We start from the raw sequence: 14,015 nt of genomic DNA, 5'->3' as shown, positions 1-14,015 counted from the left end.
CATCACCGATCAGCGAAGAGACGCAACCATGGTCTTCACTCATGACATGCGGCGCTCGGCCGCCGACGCTCGCTGCGGCCGCGGGGCGTCCGCGCCGTACCTGGAGAAGCTGGAGCGCCACGGCTTCGTCGTCCTGGAGCCCGAGGGCCCGGACCCGATGTCCCTGGAGGACATCATGGCGCCGCTCGGCACGGCGGCGGCGTACCGGTTCGGAACGCAGCTCATCCAGGAGCAGCGGCCCGGGACCGACAATTCGCAGTTCCGGACCGGCGCCATACCGATGCACGTCGACGCGCTCCTGAACGCGAACAGGGTCAGCTACATCGGGCTGGAGTGTCTGCAAGCCCCGGACGAGGGGGGCGAGACGCTGATCGCCGGCAGCCGCGCGTTCTTCGCGACGGCTCCCGCCGCCCTGGTGGAGACACTGCGCGGCATCCGGATCGAGTACTGGTCCAGGGTGTCGGGTTTCTACGTGGAGCGGCCCGAGGGCAACCCGGTCGTGGCACCGGTGCAGGTGGACCCGGTCACGGGCGGGGACACGCTCTGGGTCGGGCTCGACCACCCGGAGGATCCGCAACGCAACTACGGCGCGGCCGTGGTCGGCTGCACCAAGGAGCAGAGTTCCGCGCTCTTCGCCGAACTGGCGCGGTGGTTGAGCGTTCCCGAGGTGATGTACGCACACCGGTGGCAGGTCGGCCAGGTCCTGGTCATGGACAACCGGCGCGTCGTGCACGCGCGCGCGGCCTACTCCGCCGACGCCCCGAGAAAGCTGCGCCGCATCTCGGTCGGCTGACGCCGATCCTCCCGGCCGCTGTTTCCCTCCCCCACCTGGAGTCCCCATGTCTGATGTCGCAGCGCTCCCGGATGTCGAGGCCGGCGCGGACGGTCGTCCTCTTCGCCCTGGCATCGTGCTGGCCATCCTGCTCAGCTGCCAGTTGTTGATCGTCCTTGACGTCACGGTCATGAACGTGGTGCTGCCCCGCATTCGGACCGACCTGGACTTCAGCGCCACCGGTCTGCCCTGGGTCCTCGACGCGTACACCCTGGCGTTCGGCGGGCTGTTGCCGCTCAGCGGCCGCGCGGGCGATCTGTTCGGCCGGCGGCGGTTGTTCGTCGCGGGCGTCGCCCTGTTCACCGCGGCGTCGTTGGCCGGGGGCCTGGCGCAGTCGGCCGACTGGCTGCTGGCCGCCCGGGTCGCGCAGGGCGCCGGCGCCGCCATGGCCGGACCGAACGCGCTGGCGCTGCTGAACACGGTCTTCACCGAGCCGAAGGCCCGGGTGCGCGCGCTGGCGCTGTACTCGGGGATGGCGAGTGCCGGATTCGCGGGCGGCCTGATCCTCGGTGGTCTGCTGGCCCAGTGGCTCGGCTGGCGGGCGGTCCTGTTCATCAACGTCCCCCTGGGCGTGCCGGCGGTCGTGCTGGCCGGGCGGTACCTGCCGCTCGTGCCCAAGCGGGAGGCCAGGTTGGATCTGCTGGGTGCGGTGACCGCGACGGGCGGGGTCACCGCCCTGGTGTTCGGCTTCATCCGGGCCGCGACGCACGGCTGGGGCGATGTGAGGATCGATCTCTCGCTCCTTGTGGGTACCGCGCTGATCGCGGTCTTCCTCCTCGTCGAGAAGCGGGCGGCGCAGCCCCTGCTGCCGCCGGTGCTGTTCGCCGACCGCGATCGCGCGGCCGCGTACGCCAATGTGTTCGTCGGCTACATGGCGAGCATGTCGATGTTCTTCTTCCTGTCCCTGTTCCTGCAGGACGTACGCCGGGCAGGCCCGCTGTCGACGGGCTGCGCGTTCCTGCCGACGGCCGTCCTGATGTTCGCGATGATCCGCCTGGTGCCGCGGCTGTTGCGGCGGTTCGGGCCCAAGCCGGTGACCATGACCGGCACCGCGCTGCTGGTCGCCGGACTGGTACTGCTGACCCGGCTGACGCCCGATACCGGCTACTTCCCCGTCGTGTTCGCAGCGACCGTGCTGATGGGGTGCGGCACCGGGCTGGGGCTGATGCCGCTGAGCGTGATCATCATGGCGAAGGTGCCGCCCAGCGCGGCCGGGGCCGCCGGCGGGGCGTTGCAGACGATTCAGCAGACGGGTGTCACGCTCGGCCTGGCGATCCTGACCACGGTGTTCGGGGCGTACTCCCGGGACGTGACGGGTACGACGCCGAGGGCAGCCCTGGCCCACGGCATCACCGCCGCGTTCGCCGGCGCCGCCGTCATGGCCGCGCTGGCGTTCGTGGGGACGTTGGCCTTCCGCTCCTCGAAAGCGGGAGAGAGCGAGTAGCACCCCGGACGCGAACCCGTCCACCGGCCGCCCTGCTCGACTCGCCTGCCGTCACGGCGCTACTCGGCCGGTTCGACGCCCGCCCGCAGCAGCCCGTAGGTGTACGCGTCCTCCAGGGCCTGCCAGGAGGCGGCGATCACGTTCTCGGCGACGCCCACGGTGGACCACTCGTCCTGGCCGTCCGACATGGAGATCAGGACCCGGGTCGTGCACTCCGTGCCTTGTTTGCCCTCCAGGATGCGGCGGACCTTGTAGTCGACCAGTTCGAGCTCGGCGAGCTGCGGATAGATGCGCTCCAGCGCGACGCGCAGAGCGCGGTCGAGGGCGTTGACCGGGCCGTTGCCCTCCGCCGTGGCGACGATGCGCTCGCCCTTGGCCCACAGCTTCACCGTGGCCTCGTTGGCGTGGCTGCCGTCGGGACGGTCCTCGACGATGGCGCGCCTGGACTCGATGCGGAAGTAGCGGCGGGTGCGGCCCTCGGCCTCCTCGCGCAGCAGGAGTTCGAAGGAGGCGTCGGCGGCCTCGTACGTGTAGCCGTTGAGCTCGCGCTCCTTGACGCGCGCGACGACCCGGCCGACCAGGTCGCGGTCGCCGCTGATGTCGATGCCGAGCTCCTTGCCCTTCAGCTCGATCGAGGCGCGGCCCGCCATGTCGGAGACGAGCATGCGCAGCCGGTTGCCGACCAGCTCGGGGTCGATGTGCTGGTACAGGTCCGGGTCGACCTTGATCGCGGAAGCGTGCAGGCCCGCCTTGTGGGCGAAGGCCGACACTCCCACGTACGGCTGGTGTGTCGACGGGGTGAGGTTCACGATGTCGGCGACGGCGTGGGAGATCCGGGTCATCTCGCGGAGTCTGCCCTCGGGCAGGACCTTCTTGCCGTACTTCAGCTCCAGGGCCGCCACCACCGGGAACAGGTTGGCGTTGCCCACCCGCTCGCCGTAGCCGTTCGCCGTGCACTGCACGTGGGTCGCGCCCGCGTCCACGGCGGCGAGGGTGTTCGCGACCGCGCAACCCGAGTCGTCCTGGGCGTGGATGCCGAGCCGGGCGCCGGTGTCGGCGAGGACCGTGCGCACGATCGCCTGGACCTGGGCGGGGAGCGTGCCCCCGTTGGTGTCGCACAGCACGACCACGTCCGCGCCGGCCTCCGACGCCGTGCGGACGACCGCCTCGGCGTAGCGCGGGTTGGCGCGGTAGCCGTCGAAGAAGTGCTCGCAGTCCACGAAGACCCGGCGGCCCTGGGCGACCAGGTACGACACGGTGTCCCGCACCATCTCCAGGTTCTCCTCCAGGGTGGTGCGCAGCGCCAGTTCCACATGCCGGTCGTGGGACTTGGCGACCAGCGTGATCACCGGGGCGCCGGCTGCCAGCAGGGCCCTGACCTGCAGGTCGTCGGCGGCCTTGGCACCGGCCCGGCGGGTGGCGCCGAAGGCCACGAGCTGCGCGTGCCGGAAGTCGACGTCCTCCCGCGCGCGGGCGAAGAACTCGGTGTCGCGGGGGTTGGCGCCGGGCCAGCCGCCCTCGATGAAACCGACGCCGAAGTCGTCCAGGTGCCGTGCGATGGCGAGCTTGTCCGCGACGGTGAGGTTGATGCCCTCGCGCTGCGCGCCGTCGCGCAGCGTCGTGTCGAAGACGTGGAACGAGTCGTCGAGTTCGCCGGTGGGTTCCCCAGTGCGTTCGCGCAGGCTGCTGCTCATGCTGATGGCTCCTGTATGGGATCTCGGTCTACCCGGTAGAACCGGCTCCACCGTCCATCTATGCGCCCTGGCGCTCGTTTCCCGGTCGAGGATGGGCCGAGAAGACAGAACCTCTCGCACCGTCTGACGCCGCCTGACGCCATGAACGCTTGCGCATGACGCCACAGTGGTGCCATCATGACGTCATGGACCTCGCCCCGTATGTCGAAACCCTCCACCGTGAGCTCGCGGTGGCCGCCGAAGCCGGCGGGGAGGATGCCCGTGAGGTGGCCGAGCGGCTCATCACTCCTCTGGAGTCGGCGACCCGCCTGACCATGCTGAATGTGCTCTCCGCCGCCATGGACGAGATCACCCGCGAGCTCGCCCCGGGTTCGGTCGACGTACGACTGCGCGGACTGGACCCCGACTTCGTGGTGACGCTGCCGCCCGGCGACAGCGTCCACGCGGAAGCACCGGCCGCACCCACCGAACCACTCGTGGCACCGCCCCTCACCGAAGGCGACGACGGTGGCACCGCCCGCGTCAACCTGCGACTGCCGGCGCACCTCAAGGCCCGCGCCGAGGAGGCCGCGGCCCGCGAGGGGCTGTCGGTCAACGCGTGGCTGGTGCGCGCCGTGTCGGCCGCGGTCGACGGCGGCACCAGACCCCGTGCGACGGGCAAGATCCACACCGTCGGTCAGGGCTTCACGGGATGGGTGCGCTAGCCGCGCCCACGCCCGCCCGGCTTCACCCCCACCACGTCCTCACCAGCGGGGACGACCATGAGACCCACGAGGACGAGACAGCCATGCCTGCTTTCGACACTCCCGAACCGATCTCCGTGACCGCCCATGTGGAGGCCGGCTCCATCCGCTTCACCGCGGGCGACCGCGTCGACACCGTCGTCGAGGTGCTGCCCCGCGACACGAAGACCGACCGGGACGTGCGGGCCGCCGAGCAGACCGAGGTCATGTACGCGAGCGGCACCCTGACCGTCAGAACGCCCAAGCAGCGCAACTCGCTCCGCCGTCCCGGCACCGTCGACGTGACGGTCGAACTGCCCACGGGCTCACGCGTCGACATGACCGGCGGCTGGGCCCAGGTGCTCGGCGACGGCCGGCTCGGCGAGGTCCGTATGAAGACCTCGTCCGGCGACGTCCGCCTCGACACGACCGGACCACTGCAGCTGACCGCGTCGCACGGCTCGATCACCGTGGACCGGGTCGAGGGCAAGGCCGAGATCACCACCAGCACCGGCAGCCTGCGCGTCGGCACCGTCGACGGCTCCGCCGTCCTGAAGAACTCGCACGGCACGACCTCCGTCGGCGCCGTGCTCGGCGAGCTGCGGGTGAGCGGCGGCCACGGGGACATCGACATCGCGCGCGCCGAGAGCTCGGTCGCCGCGACCACCGCCCACGGCACCCTGCGCGCGGCCGACGTGGCCCGCGGAACCGTCCAGTTGGAGACCTCCTACGGCGCCATCGAGATCGGCATCCGGGAGGGCACGGCCGCCTGGCTCGACGTCAGCTCGGGCTCCGGTCAGGTGCGCAACATGCTCAGCGCCGCCAAGGGCCCGGAGAAGACCGAGGACACCGTCGAGGTCCGCGCCCGCACCCGGCACGGGAACATCGATATCCTCCGCGCCAAGCCCTGACGGCCCGCCCCCTCAACTCACCCCGTTCCCCTGCTACTTGATCCTTCGACAGGGAGGGAATCATGACCTTCTCCGCCATGCCCGCACGAAGACGGACCGTTCCGCAGCCGCCCGCAGCCGTCCAGCCGCACCCGCCGCGCCAACCGTTACGAAAGGCAATCCCATGAGTGAGACAGCTCCTGTCCTGCACGGCCTCCCGACCGAGCGCGACGCCGGCCCCTTCGACCCGCCCCGCCGGATAACCCAGCTGCGCGCGGCCCGCCCGGTCAGCCCCATGGTCTTCCCCGACGGTCACGAGGGCTGGCTCGTCACCGGCTACGAAGCGGTCCGCCGGCTCATGGCCGACACCCGGTTCAGCTCCCGCCAGGACCTCGGTGTTCTGCACGTCCCGTACGACGTCCCCGGGATGCCCGCCCCCACCGAACCCTCCCCGCAGATTCCGGGTCTGTTCATCAGCATGGACCCGCCGGACCACACCCGGCTGCGGCGCATGCTCACCGGTGCCTTCACCGTCAAACGCATGAAGCAGCTCGAAGAACACATCACCGAGATCGCCGAGCGGCAGCTCGACGAGATGGCGCGCCTGACCCCGCCGGTCGACCTGGTGAAGGAGTTCGCGCTGCCGATTCCCGTGCTGGTGATCTGCGAACTGCTCGGCATCCCCTACGCGGACCGGGAGAGCTTCCAGACCAACTCGGCCACGTTCATGGAGAAGGACGTGGCACTCGAAGAGAAGATGGCCGCGTACACCGGCCTGACCACGTACCTCGCCGAACTGGTCACGCGCAAGCGCGCCGACCCCGGTGAGGACATCCTGTCCGACCTGGCCCGCCGTGACGACCTCACCATCGAGGAACTGACCGGGATCGCCTTCCTCCTGCTGCTCGCGGGCCACGAGACCACCGCCAACATGCTGGGGCTGGGCACGTTCGCGCTCCTGGAGAACCCCGAGCAGGCGGACGAACTCCGGGCGGACCCGGAGCTGATGCCCGACGCCGTCGAAGAACTCATGCGCTACCTGTCCGTGGCCGACATCTTCTTCCGCTACGCCACGGAGGACATCGAGCTCTGCGGCGAGACCATCCCCGAGGGATCGACCGTCGTCGTCTCCCTGCTGGCCGCCAACCACGACCCCGAGCGCTTCGAGAAGCCCGGCACCCTGGACATCCGCCGCAAGGCCCGCGGGCACGTGTCCTTCGGCCACGGCGTCCACCAGTGCCTCGGCCAGCAGCTGGCCCGCATCGAGATGCGCGCCGCCTTCGGCGGACTGCTGCGCCGCTTCCCGACCCTCCGGCTCGCCGTCCCCGCCGGCGAGGTGAAGCTCAGGACCGACATGAACATCTACGGCGTCCACGGACTGCCGGTCACCTGGACGGAGACGGCCCGGTAGGACCGTAGGCGACGGGCGCGTCGACCGGGGCCGTCAGGTGCTCCGGTCCGCACCGTCGGTCCGTGCCCGCGCTCACGGCGCGGGCACGGTCACTGGGGCTGGTTCCCGTGCTTGCGGGAGGGCATCGCCGCGTACTTGGTGCGCAGCATGGCGAGTGCGTCGATCAGCCTGATGCGGGTCTCCGCGGGGTCGATGACGTCGTCCACCAGTCCGCGTTCGGCGGCGTAGTAGGGGTGCATGAGCTGTTCCCGGTACTCCTTGATGTGCTGCCGGCGAGCGGACTCGGGATCGGCGGCGGCCGCGATCTCGCGCCGGAAGACGACGCCTGCGGCGCCCTCCGCCCCCATCACCGCGATCTCGTTGCCGGGCCAGGCCAGCGACACGTCGGAGCCGATGGAGCGCGAGTCCATGACGATGTACGCGCCGCCGTACGCCTTGCGCAGGATCAGCTGGATCCGGGGGACCGTGGCGTTGCAGTAGGCGTAGAGGAGTTTCGCGCCGTGCCGGATGATGCCGCCGTGCTCCTGGTCGACGCCGGGCAGGAAGCCGGGCACGTCCACGAGCGTCACGAGCGGGATGTTGAAGGAGTCGCACATCTGCACGAAGCGGGCCGCTTTCTCGCTGCCCTTGATGTCGAGGACCCCGGCGAGCGCGGCCGGCTGGTTGGCGACGATGCCGACGACATGCCCGTCCAGCCGGGAGAGGGCGCACACCACGTTGGGCGCCCATGCCTCGTGCACCTCGAAGAAGTCGCCGGCGTCGGCGCACTCCGCGATGACCTCGCGCACGTCGTACGCGCGTTTCTCGTCGGACGGCACCAGGTCGAGCAGGGCCGGGGTGAGCCGGTCGGGCCGGTCGGCGCTGGGTTCCGACGGCGGCTGCTCACGGTTGTTGGCGGGCAGGAAGGACAGCAGGTAGCGGACGTCGTCGAGGCAGCTCTCCTCGTCGTCGTAGGCGAATCCGGCGACTCCGGAGAGAGTGGTGTGGGCGTCGGCGCCGCCCAGTTCGTCGTGACTGATCCGCTCTCCGGTGACGGCCTGGACCACGTCCGGCCCCGTGATGAACATCTGTGAGGTGCCGCGCACCATGAACACGAAGTCGGTCAGCGCCGGAGAGTAGGCCGCCCCGCCCGCGCAGGGGCCCATCATGACGCTGATCTGCGGGATAACCCCGGAGTTGCGGACGTTGCGCTGGAAGATCCCGCCGTACCCGGCGAGCGCGGTCACGCCTTCCTGGATGCGCGCCCCGGCGCCGTCGCACAGGCCCACGATCGGGGCGCCGGCCGTGGCGGCCATGTCCATGATCTTGTGGATCTTCTCGGCGTGCGCCTCACCGAGGGAGCCGCCGAAGATCCTGAAGTCATGGGCGTACGCGAAGACGGTCCGGCCGAACACCCGGCCCCAGCCGGTGACCACGCCGTCGGTGTAGGGGCGCTTGTCCTCCAGGCCGAAACCCGTCGCCCGGTGTCTGCGCAACCCTTCGACCTCGGTGAACAGGCCGTCGTCGAAGAGGAGCCGGAGCCGCTCGCGGGCCGTGAGCTTGCCCTTGGCGTGCTGCGCCTCGGTGGCCTTGTCGCTGGGCCCCCGGCGCATGGCGTCACGTACGGCCGCGAGTTCGGCGGCCGTGCCGCACCGCTGCCCGACCGGCTTGTCGTCCAGGGCGGTCATGAGTGTCCCTTCCGGCCGTTGTGATGAACCGTCCGTCGTGTGAACAACGGCCAGCTTCTGCCACGTCGCTCGAAGCCGGTTGGAGCGCCGGACGACGACGGCGCCGGCCGTGACGGCGCTCCAGCGCCGCGCGAGTCCGCGTCAAGTGCGGGGTGGGAGGCTTCGGGGTCGTGAGCTCCGGTACGGACGGTCATGAGCCCTCACGGAGCGCCGCACCGCCCGTCGGCGCCCCCACCATCCCCCGTGGGCGCCGGCGGGCCTCGCGTGCGCCCCACCTCGGGACCGCCGACGACGCCAAACGGCACATCAATGGCGCCATTTTTACTCGCAGTGGCACCATGAATGTGCCACACTGGAGCCACGGAAACGGAGCGACGCCGGGCACGGCGTACGACGCGAAGGAGCCCCCCACCATGTCCGTCACCCTCAGCGACCAGGACAAGCTCACCCTGCGCAATGCCGCGTACGGCGCCGTCGCGCTGATGGCCGCCGCTGCCGCCGGCATCGACTCGCCCCACAAGGTGGCCGCCCAGGGCAGCATCGCCCTCACTTCCGGGACCGGCCTGATCGGGCACGTGCTCGCCGAGAAGTCCTCGGTCGGGGACATGAGCGGCGCGTCCACCGCCGAGATCGCCGACCGCGTCCTGCCCGCCCTGACGACGGCCGTGCAGCTGCTCAGGAAGAAGGCGCCGGAAGAGGCCGACAACTTCCGCAGCACCGTCCTCGTCGCCATCGAAACCGCCACCCGGTCCCGCAAGGGCGAGATCAACCCCACCCTGGCCGCGATGACCGACAAGATCACCCAGGCCCTCGACGCCGCCTGACGGCCGCACGACGCCGCCCTCACCCCGTCGGAGAGTTCCCCGACGGGGTCGAGGCCGTTCCCGCCCCGAACCCCCGTGCCCCGTCCCGTAGTCCTGTCCCGCCGGCGGGACAGGCGAGTCCGACGGCGAAGTCGGCGAAGTACCCCGTCCCGGGGCCGAGTTGTCTTGAACCACCGCTCCACGTGAGTGACCGTGGAGGTGGTTCGACGTCGTCACAGGCGCAGGGGAAAGAGGGGACCGACGTGGGAGACACCGGCATGGACACGGACGTGGTGATCGCGGGCGCCGGGCCCACGGGCCTGATGCTCGCCTGCGAACTGCGGCTGGCGGGCGCCGACGTGATGGTGGTCGAGCGGCTGGCGCAGCGGTCGGGCGAGTCCCGCGCCGGCGGGATCCACTCCCGCACCCTGGAGGTGCTGGACCAGCGCGGCGTCCTGGAGCGCTTCCTGGCGGAGGGCGAACTGCAGCCGGTGGGCCACTTCTCCGGCCTCTATCTCGACTTCGACGAGTCCGAGTCCCGGCACCCCTACCCGCTGATGATCCTGCAGTCCGCCATCGAGCGGCTGCTCGAGGAGTGGGCCGCCGAGCTCGGCGTACGGGTGCGCAGGTCGTCCGAGGTGATCGGGATCGAGCAGGACGAGGACGGCGTGACCGTCGGAGTGACCGCGGCGGCGGGCGCACCCGCGACGCTGCGCGCCCGCTATCTCGTGGGCTGCGACGGCGGGCGCAGCACGGTACGCAAGCTGGCGGGCATCGACTTCCCCGGCACCGAGGCGACGATGACCGCGCTGATCGGCGACGTCGAACTCCCCGATCTGCCCGAGGACTACGTCTGGGTGCGCCGTACGCCGGGCGGCGACTACTCGGCGATCGCCTTCGAGCCGGGCTGGCACCGGGTGATCACGTCCGAGTTCGACCGTGTCGTGGACCGTGACGAAGAGGTCACCTTCGAGCGGCTGCGGGAGTCGATGATCCGGGTCGCGGGCACCGACTTCGGCATGCGCAACCCGCGGTGGGTCTCCCGGTTCAACGACGCGGCACGCCAGGCCGCCCAGTACCGCAAGGGCCGGGTGCTGCTCGCGGGGGACGCGGCGCACATCCACTTCCCGGCCGGCGGGCAGGGGCTGAACATGGGTGTGCAGGACGCGGTCAACCTCGGCTGGAAGCTCGCCTCGGTGGTGCGCGGCCAGGCACCGGAGAGCCTGCTGGACACCTACCACGCCGAGCGCCACCCGGTCGGGGAGCGCGTGCTGCAGAACACCCGGGCGCAGTCGGCCCTGGTCCGTCCCGGCCCCCAGACGGACGCGCTGCGTGAGGTGTTCAGCTCCCTCATGGTGTTCGACGACGTCAACCAGTACCTGCGCCACCTGCTGACGGCGCTGGACATCACGTACCCGGTCGACGGCGACCACCCGCTGGCGGGCCGCCGGGTCCCGGACGCCGACCTCGACGCGTCCGACGGCGTCGCCTGTGTCTACGAGCTGCTGCACACCGCCCGCCCGGTCCTGCTCGACCTGTGCGGCAGCGCCGAGGTGGCGGCGGCCGCCAAGGGCTGGGCCGATCGCGTCGACCTCGTCGAGGCGCGCAGCGAGGACGAGCTCTGGCCCGTTCCGGCCATCGGTGATGTCCCCGCTCCCGCCGCGCTCCTCATCCGCCCCGACGGCCATGTCGCCTGGGCCACCGCCGACGCGTCCGACACCTCCGCGCTCAGGGCCGCCCTCGCCACCTGGTTCGGCCCGGCACTGCGCGGCTGAGACACCGCCCGAGACGAACGGAGGGCCGGTCCCCGATCACGAGCGGGCACCGGCCCTGCCACACAGACGAAGGGACACACCGACAGTGAACAGCACGTGGTTCCGCCGCTTCACCACGGCCGCGGGGAACGGGCCGCGGCTCGTGTGCTTCCCGCACGCGGGAGGCTCCGCTACGGCCTTCAAGGAGCTGGCGTACGCGCTGCCCGGGGACTTCGACGTGGTGTCCGTGCAGTACCCGGGGCGCCAGGACCGCTGGCGCGAGGAGCCGTTCACGGAGCTGCCCTCGCTCGTCGAGGCGGTGGCCGGGGAGCTGGCCCGCGAACTGACCGCGGACGGACGGCCGTACGCCCTGTTCGGCCACAGCATGGGCGCGCTCGTCGCGTTCGAGACGGCCCGGGTGCTGGCCAGGGGCGAACTGCCCGGCCCGCAGCGGCTGTTCCTGTCCGGCCGGGGCGGGCCGGAGACCGACCACGTCCCCTACCACCTGTGGGACGACGACGATGTGCTGGCCGATGTGCGCAGGCTGGGCGGCACCGACCAGTCCATGCTCGACGACCCCGACCTCCTGGAGCTGGTGCTGCCGGCGCTGCGGGCCGACTACCGGGCCCTCGGCCTGTACAGCTGGGGCGGGGGCGAGCCGCTCACCGCTGCGGTGACCGCGCTGACCGGGGACAGCGACCCGATGACGACGGTCGAGGACGCCGGGACCTGGCGGGCGCACACCACCGGCGACTTCGCTCTGAAGGTCTTCCCCGGCGACCACTTCTACCTCTTCGGCCAGCTCGACGCGGTCGCCGCGGCCGTCACCGAGGGACTGCTCACGCAGGCCGCCGCTTCCTGACCGGCCGCCAACAGCGCGAGGGCCCTGCCGGCCGTGGACGGTCGGCAGGGCCCTCGCGCATGCCTCACGCGTACGTGTAGAAGCCGCGGCCGGACTTCTTGCCCAGCAGGCCGCCCTCGACCATGCGCAGCAGCAGCGGCGGAGGCGCGTACAGCGGCTCCTTGAACTCCTCGTACATGGCCCGCGCGATCGACACGGTGGTGTCCAGGCCGATGAGGTCGGCGAGCCGCAGCGGTCCCATCGGATGCGAGCAGCCCTGCACCATGCCCTGGTCGACGACCTCCGCCGTGGCCAGGCCCGACTCGACCATCCGGACGGCGGACAGCAGATACGGGAACAGCAGCGCGTTGACGAGGAAGCCCGCCCGGTCCGGCGAGGCGATCGGCTTCTTGCCCAGGACGTCGCGGACGAAGACCAGCGCCCGCTCGCTCACCGCCTCCTCCGTCAGCACGGAGGGGACGAGCTCGACGAGCGGCAGCGCCGGCACCGGGTTGAAGAAGTGCATGCCGAGCACCTGGCCCGGACGCCGGGTCGCGGCGGAGAGCCGTACGACCGGGATCGAGGAGGTGTTGGTCGCCAGGATCGCGTCCGGGTCCTCGACGATCTTGTCGAGGGTGGCGAACAGGTCCAGCTTGAGCTGCTCGTCCTCCTTGACCGCCTCGATCACCAGCTGGCGGTCCGCCAGTTCGGCGAGATCACGGGTGTACGACACCCGGTCCAGCGCCGCGTCGCGCTGCTGTTCGGTCAGTTTTCCCTTGGCCACGCCCCGGTCGAGGGACGCGGCCAGCCGCTGCGGCGCGGTCATGAGCGAGGACTCGGAGAACACCGCGACCGTGACGTTCAGCCCGGCTTTCGCGCAGAGTTCGGCGATGCCGGTGCCCATGATGCCGCTGCCGGCGACACCGACCCGGTCGATGCCGGTCCCGGCGCTCTGTGTGGACGTGGTCATGTGTGGGTCCCCCAGGTCAGAAGTGTTGCGCCGATCGACATGCCGCCGCCGAACCCGGCGAGCAGCACCAGGTCGCCCGGGGACAGCGCGCCCGTGCGGTGGGCCTCGTCGAGTGCGACCGGCACCGAGGCGCTGCCGACGTTCCCGTACCTGACGAGGGTGCGGTGGGTCCGCGCGGCGCCCAGCCCGGTGCGCTCGACGACCTCGCCGAGCATCACACCGTTGGCCTGGTGCGGGATGAAGTGGTCGACCGCGCCGATGTCCACGCCCGCCGTGCGCGCCAGCGCGAGCAGGGCCGGCGGCACATGCTCGGCGACGAAGTCCCGTACTCCACGGCCGTCCATCCGGAAGAAGTGGCCGCCCTCCGCGACGGTCGCCGCCGACGCCGGCCTGCGGCTGCCGCCCGCCTCGACGCGGATCAGATGGTGCGCGTCGCCGCGGCTGGACAGGTCGCTCGCGATGATCCCGTACGGCTCCGGCACCGCCCCGACGACCGCGGCCCCGGCGCCGTCCGCGAACAGGACCGCCGTCCTGCGGTCGGTGAAGTCCAGGATCCGCGAGTACACGTCCGCCCCGATCACCAGCACCCGGGTGTCCGGGCGCGCGGTCACCAGGGCGTGGGCCAGCGACAGCGCGTAGACGAAGCCGCTGCACACGACGTTGACGTCGAAGCAGGCCGCGCCGTAGGCACCCAGTCCGTGCTGCACCAGATACGAGGTGGGCGGCTGCGGGAAGTCACCGGTGGAGGTCGAGACGATGATGTAGTCGATCTGATCAGCCGTCAGTTCAGCCTGGGTCAGGGCGCGTTCGGCGGCCCTGACCGCCAGGTCGGACGTCGCCTCGTGCGGGGCCGCGTAACGTCGCGAGCGGATCTGGGTCTTGCGCTCGATCCACTCCGCGGTGACGCCGACGCGCTCGGCGACCTCCTCGTTGCCCACCTCGTGCTTGGGCAGGTACGAGCCCGTCGACAGAATTCCGATCCCCACG

At 71.1% G+C, this 14,015-nt stretch carries 12 protein-coding genes; 8 read left to right on the top strand and 4 right to left on the bottom strand.

Annotated elements, in window-relative coordinates; translation table 11 throughout:
- Nucleotides 1-28 precede the first annotated feature (28 nt).
- Nucleotides 29-793, top strand: a complete 765-nt coding sequence (locus BIV25_RS36250; RefSeq protein WP_071376776.1) for a TauD/TfdA family dioxygenase — start codon at nucleotides 29-31, stop codon at nucleotides 791-793.
- Nucleotides 794-839: 46 nt separating this feature from the next.
- A complete protein-coding gene (locus BIV25_RS36245; protein ID WP_079177091.1) occupies nucleotides 840-2,276 on the top strand; it encodes an MFS transporter in 1,437 nt (478 codons plus the stop codon).
- Between the two features lie 59 nt (nucleotides 2,277-2,335).
- Here the strand turns inward: BIV25_RS36245 and cimA are convergent, their stop codons facing one another.
- Nucleotides 2,336-3,970, bottom strand: coding sequence for a citramalate synthase (cimA, locus tag BIV25_RS36240; protein ID WP_071376775.1), 1,635 nt, complete (start codon nucleotides 3,968-3,970; stop codon nucleotides 2,336-2,338).
- A 185-nt stretch (nucleotides 3,971-4,155) separates the two neighbouring features.
- On the opposite strand from cimA, the gene BIV25_RS36235 reads away from it, so the two are divergent.
- From BIV25_RS36235 to BIV25_RS36225, 3 genes are all read left to right on the top strand, one after another.
- Nucleotides 4,156-4,674, top strand: a complete 519-nt coding sequence (locus tag BIV25_RS36235; protein ID WP_071376774.1) for a toxin-antitoxin system HicB family antitoxin — start codon at nucleotides 4,156-4,158, stop codon at nucleotides 4,672-4,674.
- An 83-nt stretch (nucleotides 4,675-4,757) separates the two neighbouring features.
- The gene (locus BIV25_RS36230) at nucleotides 4,758-5,603 is read left to right on the top strand and encodes a DUF4097 family beta strand repeat-containing protein (RefSeq protein WP_071376773.1); all 846 of its coding nucleotides are present in this window, start codon (nucleotides 4,758-4,760) and stop codon (nucleotides 5,601-5,603) included.
- A gap of 163 nt (nucleotides 5,604-5,766) precedes the next feature.
- Complete coding sequence (locus BIV25_RS36225; protein ID WP_071376772.1) at nucleotides 5,767-6,993, top strand: cytochrome P450; 1,227 nt, start codon at nucleotides 5,767-5,769, stop codon at nucleotides 6,991-6,993.
- Between the two features lie 89 nt (nucleotides 6,994-7,082).
- On the opposite strand, the gene BIV25_RS36220 is transcribed toward BIV25_RS36225, so the two are convergent.
- Complete coding sequence (locus BIV25_RS36220; protein WP_071376771.1) at nucleotides 7,083-8,660, bottom strand: acyl-CoA carboxylase subunit beta; 1,578 nt, start codon at nucleotides 8,658-8,660, stop codon at nucleotides 7,083-7,085.
- 413 nt (nucleotides 8,661-9,073) lie between these two features.
- Here BIV25_RS36220 and BIV25_RS36215 point away from each other — a divergent pair, with 413 nt between their 5' ends.
- From BIV25_RS36215 to BIV25_RS36205, 3 genes are all read left to right on the top strand, one after another.
- A complete protein-coding gene (locus BIV25_RS36215) occupies nucleotides 9,074-9,484 on the top strand; it encodes a hypothetical protein (RefSeq protein WP_071376770.1) in 411 nt (136 codons plus the stop codon).
- A gap of 242 nt (nucleotides 9,485-9,726) precedes the next feature.
- Nucleotides 9,727-11,238, top strand: a complete 1,512-nt coding sequence (locus BIV25_RS36210; RefSeq protein WP_256256862.1) for an FAD-dependent monooxygenase — start codon at nucleotides 9,727-9,729, stop codon at nucleotides 11,236-11,238.
- Between the two features lie 85 nt (nucleotides 11,239-11,323).
- Complete coding sequence (locus BIV25_RS36205; RefSeq protein ID WP_071376768.1) at nucleotides 11,324-12,079, top strand: thioesterase II family protein; 756 nt, start codon at nucleotides 11,324-11,326, stop codon at nucleotides 12,077-12,079.
- A gap of 64 nt (nucleotides 12,080-12,143) precedes the next feature.
- Here BIV25_RS36205 and BIV25_RS36200 read toward each other — a convergent pair whose 3' ends face one another.
- Both BIV25_RS36200 and BIV25_RS36195 read right to left on the bottom strand, forming a co-directional pair.
- Nucleotides 12,144-13,028 carry a 3-hydroxybutyryl-CoA dehydrogenase gene (locus tag BIV25_RS36200; RefSeq protein WP_071376767.1) on the bottom strand — a complete coding sequence of 295 codons (885 nt, stop codon included), beginning with the start codon at nucleotides 13,026-13,028 and terminating at the stop codon, nucleotides 12,144-12,146.
- Entirely contained in the window at nucleotides 13,025-14,014 is a 990-nt protein-coding gene (locus BIV25_RS36195) for a 3-oxoacyl-ACP synthase III family protein (protein WP_071376766.1), read from the bottom strand. Before BIV25_RS36195 ends, BIV25_RS36200 begins: the two co-directional genes overlap by 4 nt.
- Between the last annotated feature and the right edge of the window lies 1 nt (nucleotide 14,015).

Origin of the sequence: Streptomyces sp. MUSC 14, from assembly GCF_001866675.1 — a bacterium.
In the GTDB taxonomy this organism is placed as follows: domain Bacteria; phylum Actinomycetota; class Actinomycetes; order Streptomycetales; family Streptomycetaceae; genus Streptomyces.
This window is presented reverse-complemented; position numbering and strand designations above follow the sequence as displayed.

Excerpts from the sequence above, each read along its gene's own strand:
- BIV25_RS36245 (WP_079177091.1), top strand. The coding sequence starts at position 840 with ATGTCTGATGTCGCAGCGCTCCCGGATGTCGAGGCCGGCGCGGACGGT.
- cimA (WP_071376775.1), bottom strand. The coding sequence starts at position 3,970 with ATGAGCAGCAGCCTGCGCGAACGCACTGGGGAACCCACCGGCGAACTC.
- BIV25_RS36220 (WP_071376771.1), bottom strand. The coding sequence starts at position 8,660 with ATGACCGCCCTGGACGACAAGCCGGTCGGGCAGCGGTGCGGCACGGCC.
- BIV25_RS36250 (WP_071376776.1), top strand. The coding sequence starts at position 29 with ATGGTCTTCACTCATGACATGCGGCGCTCGGCCGCCGACGCTCGCTGC.
- BIV25_RS36235 (WP_071376774.1), top strand. The coding sequence starts at position 4,156 with ATGGACCTCGCCCCGTATGTCGAAACCCTCCACCGTGAGCTCGCGGTG.
- BIV25_RS36200 (WP_071376767.1), bottom strand. The coding sequence starts at position 13,028 with ATGACCACGTCCACACAGAGCGCCGGGACCGGCATCGACCGGGTCGGT.
- BIV25_RS36230 (WP_071376773.1), top strand. The coding sequence starts at position 4,758 with ATGCCTGCTTTCGACACTCCCGAACCGATCTCCGTGACCGCCCATGTG.
- BIV25_RS36225 (WP_071376772.1), top strand. The coding sequence starts at position 5,767 with ATGAGTGAGACAGCTCCTGTCCTGCACGGCCTCCCGACCGAGCGCGAC.
- BIV25_RS36215 (WP_071376770.1), top strand. The coding sequence starts at position 9,074 with ATGTCCGTCACCCTCAGCGACCAGGACAAGCTCACCCTGCGCAATGCC.